This is a genomic window from Chloroflexota bacterium, assembly GCA_016887485.1.
Lineage (GTDB): Bacteria > Chloroflexota > Anaerolineae > Anaerolineales > Anaerolineaceae > Brevifilum.
In genome coordinates, this window is sequence record CP069394.1 from 1,259,595 (window position 1) to 1,282,107 (window position 22,513).

The 22,513-nt window shown below is 41.3% G+C and carries 20 protein-coding genes; 12 read left to right on the top strand and 8 right to left on the bottom strand.

Annotated elements, in window-relative coordinates:
- Positions 1-79 precede the first annotated feature (79 nt).
- Together JR338_05680 and JR338_05685 are read right to left on the bottom strand one after the other, a co-directional pair.
- Complete coding sequence (locus JR338_05680; protein QRN84230.1) at positions 80-703, bottom strand: hypothetical protein; 624 nt, start codon at positions 701-703, stop codon at positions 80-82.
- 1,092 nt (positions 704-1,795) lie between these two features.
- Positions 1,796-2,395 (bottom strand): DUF998 domain-containing protein, encoded by a 600-nt coding sequence (locus JR338_05685; protein ID QRN84368.1) that lies wholly within the window; start codon positions 2,393-2,395, stop codon positions 1,796-1,798.
- A gap of 1,042 nt (positions 2,396-3,437) precedes the next feature.
- On the opposite strand from JR338_05685, the gene JR338_05690 reads away from it, so the two are divergent.
- Positions 3,438-4,721, top strand: a complete 1,284-nt coding sequence (locus tag JR338_05690; protein QRN84231.1) for an MFS transporter — start codon at positions 3,438-3,440, stop codon at positions 4,719-4,721.
- A 128-nt stretch (positions 4,722-4,849) separates the two neighbouring features.
- Here the strand turns inward: JR338_05690 and JR338_05695 are convergent, their stop codons facing one another.
- Positions 4,850-5,452 (bottom strand): GNAT family N-acetyltransferase, encoded by a 603-nt coding sequence (locus tag JR338_05695; GenBank protein ID QRN84369.1) that lies wholly within the window; start codon positions 5,450-5,452, stop codon positions 4,850-4,852.
- Positions 5,453-5,507: 55 nt separating this feature from the next.
- Positions 5,508-6,461 carry an alpha/beta fold hydrolase gene (locus JR338_05700; protein ID QRN84232.1) on the bottom strand — a complete coding sequence of 318 codons (954 nt, stop codon included), beginning with the start codon at positions 6,459-6,461 and terminating at the stop codon, positions 5,508-5,510.
- A 671-nt stretch (positions 6,462-7,132) separates the two neighbouring features.
- On the opposite strand from JR338_05700, the gene JR338_05705 reads away from it, so the two are divergent.
- The 7 genes from JR338_05705 to JR338_05735 all read left to right on the top strand — a co-directional run bounded on the left by JR338_05705 (position 7,133) and on the right by JR338_05735 (position 15,314).
- Complete coding sequence (locus JR338_05705) at positions 7,133-10,717, top strand: hypothetical protein (protein ID QRN84233.1); 3,585 nt, start codon at positions 7,133-7,135, stop codon at positions 10,715-10,717.
- Between the two features lie 215 nt (positions 10,718-10,932).
- Positions 10,933-11,472: a GNAT family N-acetyltransferase gene (locus JR338_05710; protein QRN84234.1), complete on the top strand. Its 540-nt coding sequence runs from the start codon at positions 10,933-10,935 to the stop codon at positions 11,470-11,472.
- A gap of 38 nt (positions 11,473-11,510) precedes the next feature.
- The gene (locus JR338_05715; protein ID QRN84235.1) at positions 11,511-12,338 is read left to right on the top strand and encodes a hypothetical protein; all 828 of its coding nucleotides are present in this window, start codon (positions 11,511-11,513) and stop codon (positions 12,336-12,338) included.
- A gap of 46 nt (positions 12,339-12,384) precedes the next feature.
- Positions 12,385-12,588, top strand: coding sequence for a hypothetical protein (locus JR338_05720; GenBank protein ID QRN84236.1), 204 nt, complete (start codon positions 12,385-12,387; stop codon positions 12,586-12,588).
- Between the two features lie 40 nt (positions 12,589-12,628).
- Positions 12,629-12,874 (top strand): hypothetical protein, encoded by a 246-nt coding sequence (locus JR338_05725; GenBank protein ID QRN84237.1) that lies wholly within the window; start codon positions 12,629-12,631, stop codon positions 12,872-12,874.
- 175 nt (positions 12,875-13,049) lie between these two features.
- Entirely contained in the window at positions 13,050-13,922 is an 873-nt protein-coding gene (locus JR338_05730; protein ID QRN84238.1) for a hypothetical protein, read from the top strand.
- 669 nt (positions 13,923-14,591) lie between these two features.
- Positions 14,592-15,314 carry a CPBP family intramembrane metalloprotease gene (locus JR338_05735; protein QRN84239.1) on the top strand — a complete coding sequence of 241 codons (723 nt, stop codon included), beginning with the start codon at positions 14,592-14,594 and terminating at the stop codon, positions 15,312-15,314.
- 261 nt (positions 15,315-15,575) lie between these two features.
- Here JR338_05735 and JR338_05740 read toward each other — a convergent pair whose 3' ends face one another.
- Entirely contained in the window at positions 15,576-15,914 is a 339-nt protein-coding gene (locus tag JR338_05740; GenBank protein ID QRN84370.1) for a PadR family transcriptional regulator, read from the bottom strand.
- A 40-nt stretch (positions 15,915-15,954) separates the two neighbouring features.
- Positions 15,955-16,497 (bottom strand): DUF2812 domain-containing protein, encoded by a 543-nt coding sequence (locus tag JR338_05745; GenBank protein QRN84240.1) that lies wholly within the window; start codon positions 16,495-16,497, stop codon positions 15,955-15,957.
- Positions 16,498-16,695: 198 nt separating this feature from the next.
- Between JR338_05745 and JR338_05750 the strand changes: the two genes are divergently transcribed.
- Positions 16,696-17,331, top strand: a complete 636-nt coding sequence (locus tag JR338_05750) for a hypothetical protein (protein ID QRN84241.1) — start codon at positions 16,696-16,698, stop codon at positions 17,329-17,331.
- A 101-nt stretch (positions 17,332-17,432) separates the two neighbouring features.
- On the opposite strand, the gene JR338_05755 is transcribed toward JR338_05750, so the two are convergent.
- On the bottom strand, positions 17,433-17,750 hold the full coding sequence (locus JR338_05755; protein QRN84242.1) for a hypothetical protein: 318 nt from the start codon (positions 17,748-17,750) through the stop codon (positions 17,433-17,435).
- A 215-nt stretch (positions 17,751-17,965) separates the two neighbouring features.
- Between JR338_05755 and JR338_05760 the strand changes: the two genes are divergently transcribed.
- From JR338_05760 to JR338_05770, 3 genes are all read left to right on the top strand, one after another.
- Complete coding sequence (locus JR338_05760; GenBank protein ID QRN84243.1) at positions 17,966-19,312, top strand: hypothetical protein; 1,347 nt, start codon at positions 17,966-17,968, stop codon at positions 19,310-19,312.
- An 80-nt stretch (positions 19,313-19,392) separates the two neighbouring features.
- On the top strand, positions 19,393-19,614 hold the full coding sequence (locus tag JR338_05765) for a hypothetical protein (protein QRN84371.1): 222 nt from the start codon (positions 19,393-19,395) through the stop codon (positions 19,612-19,614).
- A gap of 50 nt (positions 19,615-19,664) precedes the next feature.
- Positions 19,665-20,741 (top strand): sulfotransferase, encoded by a 1,077-nt coding sequence (locus JR338_05770; protein QRN84244.1) that lies wholly within the window; start codon positions 19,665-19,667, stop codon positions 20,739-20,741.
- On the opposite strand, the gene JR338_05775 is transcribed toward JR338_05770, so the two are convergent.
- A complete protein-coding gene (locus tag JR338_05775; protein ID QRN84245.1) occupies positions 20,738-22,237 on the bottom strand; it encodes a PhnD/SsuA/transferrin family substrate-binding protein in 1,500 nt (499 codons plus the stop codon). The two genes, JR338_05770 and JR338_05775, sit on opposite strands and share 4 nt — an antisense overlap.
- Between the last annotated feature and the right edge of the window lie 276 nt (positions 22,238-22,513).

Consider the following 22,513-nt stretch of genomic DNA (forward strand, 5'->3'; position numbering starts at 1 on the left):
TTATGAAATGTAATTCGTACCATCTAACCATAGCCATTGGTACCTTATAGATAGGAAAATTTCTGTAGAGGGGCGTAATCTAGTTTCCTTCCGGTAATTCCAGCACGAGATCTTCAGTGAATACAATTTCTCCCTGGGCGTCATAGGCTGTAATCGTCGTCATGTGAGATTCGCCATTGCGCACAATGAAATAAGTGCTCATATACACCTCAACCGCCTGCTCCTGGCCATCATCCCACATGACAGCGACCTTAACAATCTGTGGATCGCACACATAGCCAAAGACGGTGGAGTACCGATCCCCAAATAGTGATGAATAGCCCCAGCTGCTGACCACGGTTATGGGCGCAGGATTCTCTGAGTTGTTAATTTCATGGCAGAGTCCAGCACCGTTATTAATTTTCCAGCCTGCAATTGAATTATGTTTGACCTCAAGCACCACTTCGCATTTCTCTTGACCAACTCCCTGGCGTTCGCCATCATATTGAACCAAGATCAGCGCTGCATCATTATGTTCGATGGTTTGAATAGATTTCACAGAGTCTATTGTGACCGTAAAACCATCTTCGCGATTCTCTTGGATATAGCGAGTAGCTATTTCTTCCGGTGAGGAAATAAAAATCTGCAATTGTTTAGAACACCCGATTGATAGCATCGGTAGGAAAATAAGTAATGCAACGAAATAAATCTGTCTCTTAATCATCTTTCTTTTTAATCCTTATAATAGTTTTTTAATTAATTTTACGAGCAGCATTCCCTTAGCATTATCATGGGCCTCTACCACTTTCCCCATCATATCCTTCGGGAGGGCTTGTCGTCGACTATCAAAAGATAGGGATAGGGTTTGTTATTTCTAGAAATGGTAGATCCTACCAAAAATGATAAGAGGTTAATTATGTGAGTCGATGACTGAGTACTTCCCCAAAAAGCATACCAACAAAAATATTTGCTGTTTATGGATCAATTCCTTTTTTTAAGTTGATTAAATTCGAACTTCGCTCTGGTTTTAAATCATGTGAAATCCAACCCAAGTCCGGCAAACTAGTAAATAAATTTCTTGTCTTCTCCTCTTTTCCGAGTCACTACCTTAACCTTTCGATAAAAATGTCCAAGTTTTTAAATTTTGGTTTAGTGAAATTAATTACTCGAAAGTTCCGAATGATCAAGAAATAATTTTTATATTCAAAATGATGTGTGTTAAAAATTTTCATAAAGCTATAGTAAATCTTCTATAGTCTGCTTCTGCATAACCTAGAAAGAATTGGATTTTCTATTTACGAAAGCCAATTAATGTAATTTGTTCTTATCGGATATCTGACTATTCAAAACAATTTTGCAAAGAAACTAGCGACAGATCAACTGATTGATCTTTACCCACCTTGATCTTCAACCTATTGATTAGCTCTCTAGTAAACAGCTTGAATCGCCGCAGGATCATGGTGTACTCCAATCCTGGCAACAATTATTTTATGCCTTATTCGCCATGAAATTGGCGGTGTTCTGACAGTATTTCAGAATTGGTCCAAGATTCAAAGATGCAGCTATTCTCATCTCCTCAGGATTAAGATGTAATGGCAAACGGCATACTCAAGCCGATTAATATTTCCTCAATTCAATTCTATCGCTTATCATTAGTGACCGCGTTCGTGATAGAAATCGACGAGAAGGAGGAAATCTGTAGAATTTTTGTAAATATTTTTCCACATTAATAAGTGTCAACGGTTCCTCCAGAGAGATTGTTGGATAGATCTGCTGTTATTGGAATTTATGGATTGCAATGCAAAATTTAGGTATTTTATTTAGTAAAGGACTCAAATATTGCTATTGAAAATAGCAGAAACTGTATTGTGTACACAACGAGTCGTTCCGTAAATCCCATCACATCTAACCCCATACCCATTGCTATTGGGTTGAACAACCCAAAAATGGTAACCAATACAGCCATCACAAAAAGGTATTTACCAAACTTTTTTGTCGTTTCCTCTTTTTTATAGCCAGTAGCAACCAAGAAGGAAAATACTATTGTAGAAATAACAACAATCACAGTAACTACTATGTGCATCTTGTTTTGAAATGTCATAACTGTCTTGTCGCTTGTCAGTGGAAACAATTTGTACCCTACCAGTGATACTACCTCCATAAACATTAGCACGAGGTAACCGGATTTTATCAACTTGTTATATTTTCTAAATGCTCTTATTAACATACCCGCTACAAAAAATATACTACAAAAGCCATAAATAGCCGTAAAAACGTTAAGCAATCCAGCATTAGGCGCGCCTACAGCAGTTAAAGCACTGATATCTGTGGTTATTGGATTGTATTCATTCCACAAGATGTTTCCAAGTACTGTATGTGTGGCGTAAAAGAAAATGGCCAATAATCCAAAGAATATCAGAACTTTCTCGATTTTTTGTCTATTCATGAAATTTTCCACCTATTCATTGTTATATTAATTTATTAAAAAACTAATTCTAGTGATTTCAATCACTTTTTAGTATTAGTGTAGATATTCCAAATTTAGTATCACATTGAAGTGAAAACCTTTAAGAACAGCCAATTATGCTATGCCCCTCACCTAGGGCATCTGATTATACCTATCGTTTTATATGGTAATGAATTTCACAATTTGGGGGCCCAGCGGATAACCAAGAACGGTTGAATAATTATTTTCAAAAAGTGAGTATCCACAATTGCGAAATACTGAAATAAGTATATTGTCCATAGAGTTGTCAACCACACAAAAGAGTCTGGAACCATTATTTATTTATTTTTCAGCCAGTAACCAGGTTACTCTTTACCTCCGATGCCATTTCTCATTTCTCTGGCCCACTCTCATGTCGTGCTCCGCTGTACTAGACCAAGGTCAGCACAAACCCTTTCTTATAGACGGGTTGAGTGGTTTTCATAGAGCTCTTTATGATGGTAAAGTCATCATTAGACATCTCTTGAATAAAATGAATGACCGTTTCTAAGTACAAAAGCACTAGAGCTTGTACATCCTTTGGGTATTTTCAGGGCTGCTCCCATAATTCAAAGCATATCCTCCCTAATAGCCTCTCGTCTACTATCAAAGGATATGGATAGAGTTAGTCTTTCTCACAGATATTTTCAACAAAATCGGAAAGTGAAAACTCCAGGTAATAGTTTCCTGGGAAATTCGGTCAAACTAAAAAACATAAAAATTCCCACTTTTCGATTTTCGCTTTTATAACTTCCCACATAATCAGGTTATCTACTGTTTCGACAATCAAAGGCTTAACCACTCGGACCCAGAGATCAGCCCTTTACCTTTTTCTCATTCTTCTTTATCTATGTTACTCCCCCAGATGACAAATTAAACTATCCCCGCAATATATCTTTTGATAGGCGAGATAAATTGCGCAGCTCTCTAATATATATAAGAAAACATTCTCTTTAAATTTAAGGAAACAAATATGGCAAAGCAATTCTCAATTAATGATGGAAAAAAATGGAAAACAAAATTTTTTACGATCTGGGGAGGTCAAGCATTATCAATTTTAGGTAGTCAATTGGTGCAATTTGCACTTATCTGGTATCTAACCATACAAACCAGTTCAGCAACAGTGTTGGCAACAGCTCAATTGATTGGCATTTTACCTAGTGTGATCCTCGGCCCATTCATCGGCACTATGGTAGATCGCTTGAACCGCCGCTGGATTATGATCATTGCGGATAGTGTAATAGCGCTCGCCACAATCACTCTGGCGGTGTTGTTCGCAATAGATTTAGCGACAATCTGGCATATATACGGTGTACTGTTTATTCGATCCGTGGCTGGTTGCTTCCATGGATTTGCGATGAGTACTTCAACTTCACTTATGGTTCCAGTGGAGAGCTTGACGCGCATCCAGGGAATCAATCAAATGATGACTGGCGGCATGAATATCATCTCCGCCCCGATGGGTGCGTTGCTTATTTCAGCAATGTCACTACAAAACATCCTTGCAATTGATGTGATCACCGCAATAATTGCAATTCTCCCTTTATGTTTCATTTCAATACCTCAACCTGAATCCATTGAAAGCGGAGAAATCAAATCTAGAACACAAACAACAATTTGGCAAGATTTCAAGACTGGTCTTCGTTATTTATTAGGTTTCCAGGGATTATTGATAGTTGGTTTAATGTCGGTAATCTTAAATTTCACAATAATCCCCGCTTTTTCACTTTTACCTTTGATGGTCAAGGAATATTTCAGAGGTAATGCCATCCACCTCAGCTGGCTAGAATCAGCGATGGGTATTGGGATGCTTTTGGGAGGGTTTCTTCTGAGCACATGGGGTGGGTTTAAGAAGAAAATCATCACTTCGATGATGGGTGTAATTGGCATGGGGGTTGGTGCGTTGATACTTGCTTTTGCGCCATCATCATTGATTTATATCGCAGTTTTCGGCACTCTGCTTGTAGGTTTTATGCATCCAATCACAAATGGCCCATTATTTGCAGTGATCCAGACCACCGTCAATCCAGAAATGCAGGCCCGGGTAATTTCTCTCTTGACCAGTGTTTGCGGAGCAATGTCACCCATTGGATTGATGATAGCAGGCGCTACATCAGATAAGTTTGGAATTCAAACATGGTTTTTTATCGGTGGTTTACTTTGTGTTCTGATGGGCATCACGGGATTCTTAATCCCAGCAGTTATGAAAATTGAACAGGGACATCATCAATTGACAACCATTGAGGATCAAGCCTAATAAACACCTTTAATCCAAAAACAGGGGCTGCCTATTTAGACAGCTCCTGTTTGATTCTTACATGCCCAACTAGATAATTTAGAAGAGAGATAAAACACAGAAGGTAGTGAAATTTGTCAACCTGTGTTTTATTTATTAACTCGTTTGAGTTGTTTTCTCATGATAAGCCCATGTTCAGTTTCTGCTGACACAGTGAATCCCCTTTTCTCGTACATCTCAAAATAACCACCGAAATCCGAAGATTGATAGCTGGCTTCTTTGTATGGATAAGCCTCCACAAAGTCAAAGCCATCATCTTCTGCATCCTTACACACACGCTCCAATAGAAGCGTAGCAATGCCCTGGCGTTTCATCTCCGGCGCAATCATGAAGCAGAATATGGACTTCACCTTTATACCCCTGCCAGGCTCCTCCAAAGGCACATGACTCATCAATCTTCGCCAACCTGCACATTTCAAGCAATCTGATTTCGTATTGGCATTACACCATCCCACGATGGCATCATCACTATAAGCAAGATATCCTTGAATATTATTATCCCTAATATATTGTAGGGCCCATTGACTTCTTTTCTCCGCTGTTGAAAAATCTTTACCCTGACAATCATCGTTGCACCAACATACACAATAGCATTTATGTTCATCTACATAATTATCATGTGGTGTAGCAGTAAAAAATTGTACATATTCTGCTGCAAGGTCAGGGATTAACTTTTTTATCTCAATATCCATTAATGGTCCTCCGCTTTTGTCTTTGGGACATGCTGCCATTAGTATCCACAATCGGTTATGGTAATTCTACTTCTTCAAGGAAGCCTAATATCTGTTCTCGATAAATTTGATCTTCCAATGAATTTCCCATGCCATCCTCCGCAAAGATAAGGTGATCAGCACCTTCAATAAAGGAAAAGGTCACGTTATCGCCAGCCACTTCTTGTAACCAATATGCGTTTTCTACAGGAATTTGGCTGTCCAAAGTTCCATGCATAACAAATACTGGGCGATTTTCAATTTTTGGTAAATCCGCCAATGGAGATTCGTTTACCGGCCAAACCCCATACACCGTCATAATACCGACTTTCATAAAAGGCTCAAAGATTTTTATGCCAACCTCAGGAAAGCCCATCATGCGCATCCCGCCACCCACCATTTTATCAATAGAAGAAAAAGCACTCACACTGATAACCGCATCCACATCTGGGCGATACGCGGCAGTACGGATGGCCGTAGCGCCACCCATTGACAGTCCTAATAAAATGACAGGTTCATCAGCCAGGGTTGGATCGGAAAGGATCCAATCCAATACTGCTTCAACGTCTTGGGGCTCTTCAAAGGCCAGGCCGATCCTTTCTCCGCCACTCCGTCCGTGCGCCCGCATATCCAGAACAAAAACCGAATACCCGGCATCATTTAGAAAAATAGCCTGCGGCAGCAGAATAGAAGCATCCATACCATCCATCCCATGTAATAAGATGATTATTCCCTTCATTTCCTCTTGCGGTATCCACCAACCCTCTAATTCAATCCCATCGCGACTTGTCAATTCAACGGTCTCAGCGCTTAATCCAAGCTCTTCCGGAGTATTAGCAAATTTTTCCACTCGATGCTCAAACGCCCCTTTAACAAACACAACTGATAAGGCATATAAACCAATTGCCAATACAACTAGGACCGCAACTAGCGTAAATGTTAATCTTTTCCATGAAATAACTTTTCTTTTGTTCATCACTTCTGCTCCCAAGACCATTATTCCTCAGTAAATCAACGGTTCTTCAAAATATTTTTTCAATTCACTTTGTCACAAAATTTAAATTCCACCATAGGGCAACCCCAGAAAATAATGCGTTATCGTCCCAGTATCTTTGACTTATATACGACTTCCTTCTTGCCAGTTTGATTGAAGCAATCTAAAAAATATGCTCAAAGAAAATGTTATTGAGTTTGAAATATTCATGGCGCATGCCTTCTTGCTGAAATCCCAACCTGTGAGCCAACCGATCCGTTTCTACTCCTGAAAACAACTCGGCAGTTTCTGTCAATTTTCTATTCTCCAAAACTCATTTCTAATTTGGACAATCCACAACCACCTGGGATTACGCCATTTACTTCATAATATATTAATAACATGTTCCTAATTTGTTTCCGTTAAAAAATCGTTACAAAACATAAAAACAGGATGATCTACAGGTATTTTATGGACATTTTTTAGGCTGCCCGACTCCAATGAGATTTATTATCGGTTGTATAATTGGATTATTCTAAATATTGAAGTAATTTGAATAGAGCCATAAGATGTTTGTTTATTGGGGGTTTTTATATTTTTTCCGTGAACAGTCTTCGTCCTATCTTCTTGAGATAGACAAAGATACCGTCGTTAAGTAAACATTTATATCAAATCAAGATAATTGAATTATGACCGATTTAGAGTTCTTCTGGCTAGGGCCACCAATAATCAAACGTAATACCAGTGCCGTTCACATGGAAACTCGGAAAGCCACTGCACTCCTCGCTTTCATAAGTCTATCTACTTCCCCCCTATCACGAGAAAAACTGGCAACCCTTTTTTGGCCTAATTCTGATCAAACTCACGCACAGGCAAATTTTCGAAGAGCGCTTTTCTCAATTAACCAATCAATAGGCTATAACGCCTTGCTAAGCTCTACTGAAAGTATAGGCATTGATCCCAACTCGCTCATTTTGCAGGATGTCAATACTTTCCAGACTTTATCGGAATCCGTGATTTCACATCTACATACCAAAATCGCCTCCTGCCCAGAGTGTATCAATAATCTTGAGATAGCTATTGCCCATTATCGTGGGGATTTTCTGGAAGGATTGAATTTACGAGAATGCCCTGAATTTGATCAGTGGCAGAATATCCAACGAGTCAATTTTCAACTGACTTTAGCATCCAATTTAGAGAAACTTAGTGCTGCTTATACTTCGCTTAGTGAATGGGAGAAAGCGATCCAAATAGCCCATCAGTGGGTCAGCTTGGATCCCTTAAACGAAAATGCACAACGAATGCTAATTAAGGCAAATATTCAGGCAGGTTATCGTGGTGCTGCAATAAACCAGTTCGAAGAATTCTCTAACTTGCTGCAAAATGATGTTGGATTCACTCCGGAAGAAGCAACAGTTGCCTTACTTCAAGAGATCCGACCCAATGCAATAGGGAAACAAGATAAAAGCACTGAGGAGCCGGCGCAGCTCCCCCTGAAACAATCGGCAAAACAGCCTATTCTCAAGACAAAACTCTATGTACCCCATCCACGTGCGAAAATTGTCTCCAGACAGGGCTTAATGGATAAAATGGATCGAGGCACACAGGGTGCACTTACCATAATCAGCGCTCCTGCCGGCTATGGGAAAACAACATTAATTTCTGAATGGATCAGTACCCGCAATACCCAATCTCATCCCTGGGCTTTCTGTTGGTTATCTTTGGATCCGGGAGATAATGACCCAACACGTTTTCTAACTTACTTGACAGCAGCCTTAATGAAGAACATCCCGGAATTTAGCTCAGAAACGCAAACTCTTCTTCAATCAAATCAACCCATTCTCGCAACCACACCCTTGTCTATGTTGATAAACGATTTGGAAGAGCTGCCGAAATCAATCCTCCTCGTTCTGGACGATTATCAATTTATTAGCAACCAGGCTATCCATGAAGGAATAACTTTTCTTCTTGAGCATATACCACCCAATGTTCATATTGTGATCGCTACACGCTCCGATCCACCACTGCCCTTAGCACGTCTCAGAGCTCTTAACCAATTAACTGAAATCAGAGCAAGTCATTTGCAGTTCACCTCTTTGGAAACGACAGAGTTCTTAAATTCTATTTTTGATCTCATGTTAACACCCCAACAAATTCAGTTACTTGAAAATAGAACAGAAGGCTGGATCGCAGGTTTGCAGATGGCGGCAATTTCCTTGCAAGACCGTACTGATGTCAACCAGTTTATTGAAAAATTCTCTGGTAGTCATAGATATATTATGGACTACCTTGCAGAGGAAGCCTTGAACAATCAAACTACTGAAGTCCAAGAATTCCTCTTACAAACTTCGATACTGGGCCAGCTGTGCGATTCATTATGCCGTTATATCCTTGAAATCGACCCACAGCATCAAGATAATGATCCGCAAACAGTCGCATCATCAAATTCGTGGCCTAAAGAGCATTGCAAACTTGTTGACCTCGAACTGTCAAATTTATTCATCGTGCCGTTAGATGACGACCGTATCTGGTACCGATATCATCACCTTTTTGCAGACCTTTTACGTTCTCGCCTAAAACAAAAGTCTCCTGGAATAATCCCCATTCTTCATTCCCGAGCATCAAGGTGGTTTGAAATGAATGGGTGGGTGGAAGAATCAATTAACCATGCTTTGGCAGCTAAGGATTGGGCAAACGCCACTCGTTTGATCACCCACCATTTTATCGAAATGCTCGATAATGGACAGATGGCAACACTCCTTGACTGGATCAAGGACCTTCCACAAGAAGTCATCTTCCAGAATCCGCTACTCTGTGAGCAGGTGGCGGAAATTTATTCCCAAGCTGGCATGATTGAACAAATTGACCCATATCTGGATAAAGCAGAAGAACTACTTTCATCCAAGCCATCTCAAGAAGAAGATGCCATTATGGTTCGGTCTATGGTTGCCATTCTTAGAGGCTTAAAGGCTGTTTGCATGAATAGCCCTGAGGAAGCATTGACTTTCACCCAACAAGCCCTGATCGAATATCCTCAAATGAAATTAAAGGAACAGGCTGTTTTACTATGGGTCGAGGGATGGGCCAAGCGGAATTTGGGGCAATTAAAAGATGCATTAGAGACCTTCACGAAGGCCAACAACATAGCGAGTTTAGCGGGAGTTTTCCTTCGTGATATCTGGACTGATTTAGCATTTACAAATCGAATGGTTGGAAATCTTAATCAGGCGAAAGAGATCCTGACAACCGCATTGGGAATTGCTTCTACTCACGGGATTAACGAACAAGGGAATTTATCGAGAGGGGAATCGTTCCTGAGTTTCATATATCTTGAACAAAACCAGCTTGATCTTGCTTTATTGTATGCAAATCGGGCAATCTCTCATACCCATTGGTGGCCTAGTCACAATATTATTGCTACGGCATACACCAGTTTAGCTCAGATTCGACTTGCCCAGAATGACCAAAGGGGTAGTTTACAGGCAATAGAGAAAGCTGATCGTGAACGGAAGAACCGGATAATGACTCCTTTTGTTCATACACTCGTTGAGGTAACACAAGTTCAAATCTGGTTGGCTAACGATGATTGGGAGTTGATTAATGAATGGTCTACAGGTTTGGTTTCAGCACTTCCACCAAGTGATGAAGAACTACCGCTGATTGATGATTGTCTGGAAATGCGCCTGATCATGTTAATCCGTGTTTGGATAAATCAAACGAAATTCGATAGGAAAATCAACAGGTATTACAGTTGCCTAACTTACTTAAATTGGTTGGAAGAAAATGCAACAAAGATTGGCCAGCTGAATTCATTGGTCGAGATACTATTTTTGCAAGCGACCATTTATTTCGAATTAAATAAAGTCAAAGAGTCGATTGACTGTCTAGAAAGGTGCCTTCAAATTGCGGAACCGGGTGGGTATAAAAGAATAATTCTTATAACAGGCAAGCCCGCCTATGAATTATTATCTTCGACAATTGAGGACATAAACCCCAAATATCGCGCCTATGCGAAAAATCTTCTCAACGAATTTGGAGAAAACAAGGATTCTCACTACTCAATTGCAGATTCACCCGAAACAATTACTGAACGTGAAATGGAAGTCCTCAACCTCCTCGCCCTGGGTTATTCCAACCGGCGAATAGCAGAAGAACTCACGCTATCGGAAGGGACAATCAAATTTCATGTTCACAACCTTTTAGGAAAGCTTCAAGTGGAAAACCGGACTCAAGCAATAGTCAAATCAAAAGCCATAGGCCTCTTGGGAGAATAACCCCTCCGATAATTGTTTTGAATAATTTGAAATTGGGGGTAATTGCGATATCTCTCATTCAAACGCACAACCTTATCTAAAGATAGTTCCAAACAAGCCTTCTAATATATATGATTGATTTATCTTGAGCGGCAAACGCTTTGACTGACCGTGACGATATCATCTATTACGGTTTTTAACAAGCTCAATCATTGACCAATTAAGTGAGATCGAAAATGTGCTTTCTCTACCTTCAAACAGATCGTTTTTGGATCCGCCAATGGAAATCTGACGATGCTTCAGATCTATGGCAAATTATGTCAGATAGTCGTGTTCATACCTACACTGGCGATTCGCCTTGGACTAAGGAACGAGCTAAAGATTATATCCAACTGATGCTCAACAAAGATTTTCGGACTCTTGAAGTATTCCATGGAGCATGTATTCTAAAAAAAGACAATATATTAATTGGCTTTACCGGATTGAATCCTTACCTTCCAAAACAGCCCGAACTTGAATGGCAGTTCGGTGTGCCCTATTGGGGCCAAGGCTATGCAACTGAAATTGGAAAAGCAGTGATCAAAGCTGCGTTTACTTCAACAGACATTAGAGCGATTTATGGCATGGTGAATCCCCAGAACAAAGCCTCCATGCGTGTCATGAAAAAGATTGGAATGACTAATTTGGGATTGCACGAATTTCGAGGCGAGTTGGATATGATGTACAAAATCAACCGCGATATTTATTCCGTTCAATCTCCACCCAAGAATAATTGATTCTTTCAGATACCCTATTACCTTTAAGGAATATTCATATGTTATTACTTCGAAAAATAATAATTATTACTGCTTGTGTCATCCTTGGGATTGGTGTTATCGGCTTTTTGGGTTTGCAAATCAAGCCGAAATCATTCCCTGTCTATCCAGAAAAGCAACAGGACATCGGCTCTATCGTTCTCCCGGAAGGTCTGCCTGAACCAGTAGATCGTTTCTATCGGACGCTATATGGTGATGAGATTCCAGTTATTGAAACTGTGGTTATTCAAGGTCGGGCAACTATGAAACCATTCCTGAATATTCCCATCCCGGCCCGTTATGTTTTTGTGCACAATACCGGAAAAGATTATCGGCATTATTTTGAAGCAACTCTTTTTGGGATCCCCCTTTTGAAAATTGATGAGGGATATATTGACTCTGAGAGCTTTTTCGAAAGCCCTATGGCAAACAATTACAACGAAGAAAAGATGAATCAAGGTGCGAATCTTGCCCTTTGGGCTGAAGCGATTTGGTTTCCATCCGTATGGATAACCGATCTCAATACCCATTGGGAACCTGTAGATGAAAACACTGCATTGCTCTATGTGCCTTTTGAAGACAATGAAGAAACTTTGATAGTTCGGTTCAATCCTGAGACGGGTTTGATTGATTCTATTGAAGCCATGCGTTATCGAGATATTGGCGAGGACAGTCCCAAAATTCTCTGGATCTGTCGTAATGATAAAAGTGAGCAAAATCAGACTGATTTCATTTCTGTAGGATCAGCGATGTGGCTTGATCAAGGCAAACCTTGGGCTTACTTCTATACTGAAGAGCTGGCTTTCAACGTAGATATCTCCTCCTTCCTCAACCAGCGTGGTCGTTGAGGTAAACAGATATAAAAACAAATCAAGTTAATAAGGAATAAAGGAAATGAAAACTATTGAAATCATTATGTATCTACTCTCTATCTTGCTCAACATCGGTACCATCGTGATGAGCTTGCTCGCAATCTCCCAGGGTAGCCAATTTGTTTTTGGCTCGATTTACTTCCAGATAATTTTCACTGTTGGTGCTGTTGGATTAACTTTTACAGCGCTATTAATTTCTCTTGTCCGGAAGTACAAAGGCAACTAAATAATTAAGTTAAATAATTAATCATATTTAGGAATCCAAAATGACAATAAACTCAGCAAATGAAATCATTGAAAGTGGAAGATCAGCTTACATGATACAGGTGAAAGACCACCTTGATACTTCCTGGACTCATTACTTTGAAGGCTGGTCTGTTAGAAACTTAGAGAATGGCGAAGTACTTCTCACCATCCCAACTATTGATCAGGCCGGATTACATGGTGTATTAAACAAGATAAGAGACCTGAACCTAATCATTATTACAGTGAAAAGACTAGCAGAGTTATAGAAAAACTGCTTAATACTTTTAATTACCAATAGGAAATACCAATTTTCTTTTTTCTTGAAGGGCGTAACCCAGCAGATATCCATTTCATGAGTGATGAAAGCGCACTGATGTGTTTAGGACCAACGAAAACACTTTTTAATTATTGATTTTTTTAGAAAAGGACAAGGAGTCCACAATGAAAAAGAGCATTTCTCTGACATGGCTAGTGCCAATCATAGTTATCTTGTCAGCTATTTTGGCAATCGTTGGCTTAATCACAGCCAACGATGGTTTTGTTTATTCTTTTACGAATGTCCATGGTCAAACCATTCAAATGGACGGTCGCGGCATTTATAAATATGATTCACTTCTCGCAGCAGCTGGTTTCAGGGGTACAAATGCCGTCATGTTATTATTTGCAATTCCATTGTTAGTCATTGCATATATTGCCTACCTTAAAGGGTCTATAAAAGGTGGGATTTTATTACTTGGTGCTTTATTGCCCTTTTTGTACTGTGGTGCTTCCATGACCTTTTCCGCTGCTTTTTCCGATCTCTTTCTAGGCTACACAGCATTACTTTCCACCAGTTTTTTTGCCACAATTACTGTGATATCGTCCATCAATCTTCAACTTGTCGATAAAAGAATCAAACCAGGTTTCCCTTATAAAGGAATAGGCATAATCTTGATTATCGCGGGTTTTGGCACACTATTTATTTGGATGAGTGAATTGCTACCAGCATTATTTTCTGGTTCAGTACCTGAGACGCTTGGGCCTTATACAACCATGTTCACCCACGGATTTGACTCTGCGATTATCTCACCAGCCTTCATTCTGATTGGTATATATTCACTTAAGCATAAACCTCTGGGAGTGGTGCTGGCTGCTCCATTTTTGATCTTATGTGTTTTGGTTGGCTTTTTTGTGATTGGTCAATCCATTGCTCAGTACCTGGCTGGTCTTATTTTCCCGATCAATGTCTATATTGGCTTGGTGGGTTCTTGGGTATTATTAGGCGTGATTGCAATTGGATTCACGATAACCTATTTTCGTAACATTCAAGATTAAATGATTAGAATAGGAAACCTTATGTTGGATCTCGGCTTTTAATCTCTCACATCCTTGATGTTTCATAAACAAGGATGGTTAGGAGAGATACCAGGTTTGTAAAGCAGCTTGATCAGAAAATCCAACATATGCAAATAATGATATCGAATATGGTATAGACAAAACCTTTACCGTCATTAAATCTGTCGGTTGCGCGTTCGAATCGCACCGGGAATGCTATTTATAGTCTCAATCCCTGTTGGACTATCATAAAGATTGGAACAAATTAAGGGATCAGGTCGCTAGTTTGTATTATTAACCAATAATGAAGGATAAACATTTGAAAACCTTCGGGATCTCCGAATAGGATCAGATATGGAAAAAATCTATTGCTACAAACTGTTTTCCTTTTATTAATCACATTCGAAAAATTCGTTGTTCATATTTACCCTTTTAATTATTTAGCGATCAATCTTCGATCGTGCAGCACGGAAATGTAAACATACATGTGATTTTATCGTCAAGAAAATATTGTCAAATTATTTGGCATAAAGATCATCTTGTTCATAGTATTCGCAAAATAAATGTCAACCCCCTTGACTGATCTTTGGATAGAAGACAGATTAATTAAATTCACCTAGAATCAAATCAGATTGGAAACTAAAGGAAAAATGATTAGGTAGGAGATTAATGAATCAAAAACAGATGGAAAAGCACTCAAATGGACAATCAATATTTTTTCACTTAATGCCTGGCATATTGATTAGTGTCTTTTGTTTCCTGATACGTCCTACTGTAAATAATTTTGGATATCCAGCGATCTTTGCCCTGGTTTTGGCTGTCATGTTTATCCTCGTTCCTACCGAACTCGGATACTTGTTGTATCAAGGAAAGAAAAAAACTGGCCATTATACATTAAAGGGAATAATTGATTTAAACAAAATGACCCCTTGGTGGCAACACCTTATCTGGGCGTTGATTGCTTTTGGTGCAATTGGTGGCTTAATGGCTCTACTGAAACCAGTGGAAGTTTTCTTGAAGACAAATCTATTATTCTGGATTCCTGATCTCGAAAGCGGTCTTGATGGGAATTTCTCCAGAGCGAAACTCGTAGTAACTTATTTTCTATATTTAATATTTGTTGTACTTATTGGCCCTATAGTAGAAGAGTTATACTTTCGTGGATATTTACTACCCAGGATAAAGGGGAGATATGCTGCATTAATTCATAGCTTCCTGTTTGCAACATATCATTTTTTTACGCCGTGGATGATTATTTCAAGAACTGTAGGTTTTTTACCTCTGATCTTTGTGGCGAAAAAGAAAAGTGTCCTAACAGGAATGATAATTCACATTTTATGTAACTCAATAAATTTTATTACAGCTGTTGTTTTCATAATAAACATGAAATAGTTATTGTCGTGATTTTCTTCAAACATAAAACACATCAGTGAGAAATAGAAAAATAAAAAAAGGCCTTTCATCCGAGAAAAGAGTAGGAGATTAATTTTTATATGTGATCCTTATTTGTGGTTTAATTTCACCCAATGAGTGAAAGTGACCTGACCTTTAAGATTCTTAACAAATTTCATACCCTGGTTATGCCTTTTCCGCCATTGTTAGGGAGTTCGAGCCTCCCCACGCTCATATTTGTATTTAATTAACCTCCCCTTTTTAACTTATGCCTGCCCCACTACTTCCTTCCAATAATTCTCTCCCATTCTCCGTCATCATTTCCAACCGCACAAACTGACAATATAGGACCTTTTTCCCCTTTTCTGTGATTTTATAATATTTTCTCCTGGTCTCAACATGGTCCACCATAATTAATTCTTCTTTCTCCAATGTTGAAAATGCGCCATAAAGAGTCCCCGGCCCAATCACAACCTGCCCGCCCGTCAATGCCTCAACTTTTTGCATCACGCCATAGCCGTGCAGGGGCTCTAAAAGGATCAATAAAATATAATAGGTGCTTTCGCTCAAAGGCATATACTTCTCAATGTTATTGTCAATGCTCATAATATATCCGCCTACATTCAAATTAGCTCCAAAACTAGATAATTCGCTTCTGCCTAAGCTCCCGAATACGCTGAGAAACTTTCAAGAAATTTATGGCGAGAAAAATAAAATACAAAACATAAAGGGAAATTGTGGAAATAACCACCCATTGCGGATGCCTGCCAGGGAAACGCTTGAACATGCCCAACACAACTACAAAGGTCGGAGTTGGCACGGACAGACTGGCGAGAAATCGTTTATATTTACTTATCTTTGATTCGGCATCGGTGAATAATTCTGTTGTCCTGCCATCAACTGTCTCCTTGCGCCAATATTGCCATCCCATAATCCCAATGACGTGATCCCAGCCAGCATCTTCAAGAAGATTATAGTAATCTCTGTCTTTACCCGAAGACTGATCAAAATCCATCCTATAGGCAAATCCTCGCGGCTCCCCAACTTCGAATACATAACGCCCAAACGGTTTGAAGTCTCTCAGATGCAGACCCTCCTGCGACATCTCCTCCAACCAGGCTTCTTGTTTATCATCTTGCCAGGCCCAAAACCACCGAAATTTCGTTACCCGGACAGCGCCCATAATAAACTCCTTTTTATATCGCCTTACAATATATCGTATACCGATATATTAGCATACGATATATTATTTGTCAAGTCTGTTAAATTTCAAACGGATAATTATAAAAATTGAAATGGTTAATTTGGGAAGTATTGTCAATTTCTTGAATAGCATATTGCACTATAATTTTATTAAGGGTTATTCTCAGAGAGGTGGAAAATGCACAATCGCATGCCGCGGGTTTGGGTTGACTTGTTCATAATCCTTATACTCCTTGTGTCACTCGCCTGTTCGCTCCCCTCCGTTCTCACTTCCAGATCGCAGACCATCCACCATATCTCCCCCACCTCAGAGCCAACCGCGCAATGGACCATTGGTAAATGTGACGCGATAGAAAATGTTGCCATCACTCTGAGCGATTTTGAAGAAGTGGTCTACAACGAAGACGGGAATATCAACTGTAATTACACCCACGAAATCCTAAATCCGGGTTCCCAACCCATTCGGGTTTTCTATTACAAGCAATGGTATTACGGTGAAATTGAGCCGCCCAATGATACGGCGTTTGGCTGGAATAAAATCAGGGCGATCCAACCTGGCGAATCCTGGCCCCTGTCCAGTTCCTTTTCATATTGTGCCGAATGCACGCCGCCGCAGTATGAATCCTTTACCTTCAGCCTGGTGGTTGTCTATGATATCCCCGAGTGCAGCTGGATCGCGGAAGGAGACAACCTCCATTTAGATATTCTGCATATCGCTGCCGAGGATCTCACTTTCCCGCCCTGCGAATTGATTTATCCATTGAGTTTTTCCGAGGAGGCTGTCCCAGATATTTCCGAAGGCCTGAGCCAATAATTTTTTCAGGTGCGCTTACCCAAAAAGCGCCTGAAAGACAACCTGTCTTTCAGGCACACATCATGGCAGCATCAAATAACCCAAAATTGCGCTGCTAGCGGCTAATGGGGAAAAGCGATTTCGAGAATCAGGAAGACGATGAGAGCAGCACCGATTATGGTGGAGCCATATACCAGCAGGGCGCGTTCTTTCTGTTTGAGAATGCCGACCAAACCGGTCACAAAGGCCGTAACACCCGCGCCAAACCCTGCCAACATCGCAAGAGCTAACAAGGGCCGATTGCCGATATCCTGAAACAGGGTATTCCCCGCTGACACCCCCTCATACAAGGTGGTCGAGAGTGACGGCCCAAGGTAGAAGAGCACAAACATCACAGGAATCAACCAAACTGACCATTTACCTAATTTTGTCTTTGGCATGGGACCTCCTCCTCTGTTTATATACCCATTATACAACTTTCAGCCTGACCAAATAATCCTTGACCTGTGTCTCTCTTTCTTTTATTTAGTAGCGTGTTAATTACACTTTCCCGAGGTAAATATTGAATTTTTTAGTCATGTACTTTATTATGAAGTACAAGTGTTTATTGTGAACCTAATTATCTACCTCTTTGTTATCATATCTTTGAGGTTTTATGAAAACATCACCTGATAAGTCAAACCGCATAAAAGAGCTGCCGAAATATGTTTTTGTTGTTTCTCTGTGTATTATTTCATTGCTCTATGGCTTCATCGCCTTCCCAATGGAGTGGTTCCCCTTTTCACTGCTAACCAATGCAGCAAAAACTTATAATGAATTATTCGTTGAATCGTGGGAAAAGAAAGTATATGGCAAAACCGAATACACAACTTTCATTCCTGTTTATAATGAGAGTCTAGCCTATAATGGCCTTACGTTGGTCACATCAATCATTGAAGACAAACAGCTTTCTGCCCGTGTCATTGATATGGATGGTCAAAGTGTTCATGAGTGGGAAATTGATTGGTTCGACCTCTGGCCAAACGCAACCCATTTATCAGAGACTGATCCATTTTATCCAAAATCACGTCCGGGAGTCCTCATTCATGGTGCAATATTAATAGAAAACGGTGATTTGATCTTTAATTTTACTAACCTTGGAATGGTCAGGCTGGATGTTTGCGGCAATGTCATCTGGCGACTGCCCTATCAAACCCACCATACCATCTATCGAGATGAACATGATATATTGTGGGTGCCAGGAATAGTTTATCACGAAGAAACCCTGCCTGATTTCCCTGGGCTCGAACCGCCATTTTATGAGCCAACTGTCCTTAAGGTTTCGTTGGATGGCGAAATTCTCAAGGAAATTTCCATTTTCGACCTGCTCCAACAAAATGACCTTATGGGCCTCCTTTACCTATCAGGAGATATCAAGGATACTGTCAGTATCACTAAAGACCCCTTGCACCTGAACGATGTGGAGCCCTTTCCCAGCACGATGGAAGAAGGCGTTTTCTCTGCCGGGGATATTATGATATCTCTGCGAAACAGAAACACAATCCTCATCTTCCGAGAAGAGGACCTCAAAGTCACCCAGGTGATCACAGGTGGATTCATCCGGCAGCATGACCCCGACTTTATTGATGGCAACACCATCTCCATCTTCGACAACAATGCCTACGATCCACATAATCCTGATAATCAAAGCAAAATCATCATCGAGTCATTGGCGGATGGAGAACGCACCGTCTATTACACTGGCGACGAGGATAATCCTTTCTATACTGCCACAATGGGCAATCACCAATGGCTTCCCAATGGGAACCTGTTGATCACGGAAACACGGAGTGGCCGGGCCTTTGAAGTAGATGGGTATGGCCAGATCGTTTGGGAATATATCAATCTTGTAGGCAATGGCACCGCCGGCTGGATCTCGGATGTCCAACGGCTGCCCCAGTCGTTCACAGAAGAGTTTTTCAATCAATTAACCAGGCGGTGTGAAACCCAAGCTGCTCCTTGATTGATTATTCGCAAAAATGGACTGATATCGGTTAACTTTTTAGTAAAGGAAAAAATCGTATGAAGCGGTCAAAACAGTGGTTGAAAATCCCGGCCTTCCTTCTGGCTGTTTTTAGCCTACGAAAGTTGCCCTTTGCCTATATCGGCCCTGGCATCGGTCTATCCGCGATCGGCGCAATCATCGCCGTGATTGCAGGGGTTGCTGGCACCATTTTTGGTCTGCTCTGGTACCCAATCAAGAGATTGTTCGGGAAGAATAGACAATCCCAGGAACCCGAGCCAGAACCGGATGACGAAGAATAAAAGGTCTCTATTGGTTTATTAAAACCTATTGGTAGATCGTTACAGGATTCATGGTGAAAGAATATTCAGAACAACACACAAAAACCGAACAGCTTCTGCATAATCTGGCATTCACGCCCTGGTATCCGCGCTTACCCTTATCCAATATGGAGAGCAGCCTCCACAAGAAACAGCTCGCTGGTATTTCCACTGAGCGACCTGTTTTCATCACCGCCCTCCCCCGGGCAGGGACGACGCTGCTCTTGAAGCTCTGTGTGGAGACAGGTGAATTTGCCTCTCACGCCTATCGGGATATGCCCTTCCTCTTCACCCCGATCTTTTGGAACCGCCTCTCCCATCACTTCCGAAAGTCAAGCATGCTCACTGAGCGGGTTCACGGGGATGGTGTCCTGGTAAACGAAGACAGCCCCGAATCCTTCGAAGAGATCATTTGGAAGGAGTTCTGGCCGTCGCATTACAAGAAAGACCGAGTTGTCCCCTGGAAAGCTCTCAATTACCCCGATTTTGAGGCTTTTTTCCGGGAGCATATGCGAAAAATCATCCATCTCAAGGGAAATGGCAGCAATGCCCGTTATGTGTCGAAGAACAATCTCAACATTGCCCGGATCAGCTACCTGAGCCAGGCCTTTTCTGATGCCACCATCCTGATCTTATTCCGCTCACCCCTCCAGCAAGCATCCTCCCTGCTGAAGCAGCACCGAAATTTCCTGGTAATCCATCAGGAAGATCCCTTCGCAAGTAAATATATGGAAGACACGGGTCACTTTGATTTTGGTGACAATCTACGCCCCGTGGATTTCAATGGCTGGTATTCAAAGGGGAAAAACCTCGATCCCAATACACTCACTTTTTGGCTGACATATTGGACTGAAGCTTATCAATATCTATTGGATCAGGCAGGTGATCAGGTGAGATTCTTATCTTTTGATGCGTTTTGTGAGAACCCTCAAAAGGGGCTGAAGAAACTAGCGGAGATAATAAACCTGAACGACAGCAGATCCCTGACCAGCAAGGCAGAGCAGATCAGGCAGCCGAAACCTTATTCTGTAGACGCAAACGAGGCACCGAAAGCGCTGCTCGATCAAGCAGAAGATGTCTTTGACCGGCTGATGAAAGCGGAGAATTAATAATCCGCTGGATCCTCCCCGGCACGCTCAAACAAGTCCCGCAGGTCAGCATAATAATAGTCATTGATCTCAACCATTTTCTGCGTCACATAGGTATCAAGATACCCGGAAATGAGCGCCAGGCTGGCATTATCTGTAGAAAGCGAAATGAAGAAGGTCTCCAACTGGTCAACCAAAGCTGGATCCAATTCATTGGAAAAAGTGATATTCGGCTGAGGGACAAAAGTCGTCCTCGCCAGGATAATCACATCATCCATAATATATGGATAATCAGTCATGCCTTCTCGGACATCGTAATAAGCCGTACCCACATCACAATCCCCTCGATATACGGCCAAGGGTACTTCATTATGGCCCCCAGCTTCAATGATCTCACGAAAAACAACTTCCGGATCGCCAAGGGCAGCCTTAATTTCAAGGGATGGAATAACCCAGCCACTGGTGCTGGAATAATCCGGGATGCAAAGTGTTTTCCCTTCGATATCAGCAAGCTCCTGGATACTGGTATCGGAAGCGCGTATTAGGAACTCCCCACCCCATTTGATATCTTCATAGGCTGACCAAACCAATCCTGCTTCTACTGGACAGGCTTCCTGGGTGATCTCTAAATAGGTAAAAGAATCCAATATCCCTACATGAGCATCCCCATTGCACATCGCGTCCCTGATGCTATCCATATTGTAGGTCGGCAGCAACTTAATCGTCAGGTCCTCATATTCCTGATGAAACAGGTTCTCAATTTCTTCAGAAGCTGCGTCAATATCCGCAAATTCAGCCTCTTCAGGTGAGAGATACATCATTACGATCGGGTTATCGGCCGACCCAATAGCCGGTCCGGATGTCGTCGGTGTGACCGTCTCAACCACCTGGGCGGTCTCAGTTGGCGCCTCCGCCACTTCCGCTGTCATCGTTGGCGACTCCACTACCTCGCCACCTTGAAGTGACTTCCACAACCCTGGGCCAAACAGAACTGCCGCAACGCCGATAATCACCACCAGAGCGGCGGCAATCACCACGCCCAGGTTCTTGCCCTTTTTCTTCCTGGCTGATTGGCGTTTGGCAGGTCTAAAAATATCCTTCAGTTCATTTTCGTTACCTTCTAACACTGCCGAAATTGCTTTGACAAGCCTATCGGTGTAATGCTGCCAAGAGGGATCAAAGGCATCCAGCCAATGCCTGGCCGAAAGGTGAAGCTGCATGGCCCCAACCGGATCGAGGTTCTCGATTCTGAACGGGAGAATGACTGCCTCCCTGCTAATTGCCAGGTTGAGCTCGTCCAGCACCCGTTGGGAGCGGTTGGCATTTCCCGAAAATATCAATAAAAATACCGAGCCCTCCTTAATGGCGGCAACAATTTCTTTTGCCCAATCTCCCCCAGGTCGAATATCGCGAGGCGCATACCAGCATCGAATCCCCGCACCCTCCAGTGAAGCAACGATGAAATCCGCGACTGTTTTATCCTTGCTGGAAAAACTCACAAACACATCGTGGCTCATCAATCCCTCCCAAAAGAATTTAGGTCAGCAATTCTCTAATGATGTATTAATTATTTTACAGTAACAGCGCTCTAATTTTCAATTCTCTGGATATCCCATATTCACAAAATTGATGTTTGTCCAATTCATCAGTACATATTGCATCAAATTGATTGTTTCCAAAAATATTGTTGTATATCAACTACTTTTTACTGTTCTTCGATAAGTTTTTATTGACTTTCAGTATAATACTTGGTAAACTATCCCCATAATCAACCTAACAATGGAGGCTTATAA

Excerpts from the sequence above, each read along its gene's own strand:
- JR338_05770 (QRN84244.1), top strand. The coding sequence starts at position 19,665 with ATGGTGAAAGAATATTCAGAACAACACACAAAAACCGAACAGCTTCTG.
- JR338_05735 (QRN84239.1), top strand. The coding sequence starts at position 14,592 with ATGAATCAAAAACAGATGGAAAAGCACTCAAATGGACAATCAATATTT.
- JR338_05680 (QRN84230.1), bottom strand. The coding sequence starts at position 703 with ATGATTAAGAGACAGATTTATTTCGTTGCATTACTTATTTTCCTACCG.
- JR338_05710 (QRN84234.1), top strand. The coding sequence starts at position 10,933 with ATGTGCTTTCTCTACCTTCAAACAGATCGTTTTTGGATCCGCCAATGG.
- JR338_05725 (QRN84237.1), top strand. The coding sequence starts at position 12,629 with ATGACAATAAACTCAGCAAATGAAATCATTGAAAGTGGAAGATCAGCT.
- JR338_05730 (QRN84238.1), top strand. The coding sequence starts at position 13,050 with ATGAAAAAGAGCATTTCTCTGACATGGCTAGTGCCAATCATAGTTATC.
- JR338_05720 (QRN84236.1), top strand. The coding sequence starts at position 12,385 with ATGAAAACTATTGAAATCATTATGTATCTACTCTCTATCTTGCTCAAC.
- JR338_05695 (QRN84369.1), bottom strand. The coding sequence starts at position 5,452 with ATGGATATTGAGATAAAAAAGTTAATCCCTGACCTTGCAGCAGAATAT.
- JR338_05760 (QRN84243.1), top strand. The coding sequence starts at position 17,966 with ATGAAAACATCACCTGATAAGTCAAACCGCATAAAAGAGCTGCCGAAA.
- JR338_05775 (QRN84245.1), bottom strand. The coding sequence starts at position 22,237 with ATGAGCCACGATGTGTTTGTGAGTTTTTCCAGCAAGGATAAAACAGTC.
- JR338_05715 (QRN84235.1), top strand. The coding sequence starts at position 11,511 with ATGTTATTACTTCGAAAAATAATAATTATTACTGCTTGTGTCATCCTT.
- JR338_05755 (QRN84242.1), bottom strand. The coding sequence starts at position 17,750 with ATGCCAAAGACAAAATTAGGTAAATGGTCAGTTTGGTTGATTCCTGTG.
- JR338_05745 (QRN84240.1), bottom strand. The coding sequence starts at position 16,497 with ATGGGCGCTGTCCGGGTAACGAAATTTCGGTGGTTTTGGGCCTGGCAA.
- JR338_05690 (QRN84231.1), top strand. The coding sequence starts at position 3,438 with ATGGCAAAGCAATTCTCAATTAATGATGGAAAAAAATGGAAAACAAAA.
- JR338_05705 (QRN84233.1), top strand. The coding sequence starts at position 7,133 with ATGACCGATTTAGAGTTCTTCTGGCTAGGGCCACCAATAATCAAACGT.
- JR338_05750 (QRN84241.1), top strand. The coding sequence starts at position 16,696 with ATGCACAATCGCATGCCGCGGGTTTGGGTTGACTTGTTCATAATCCTT.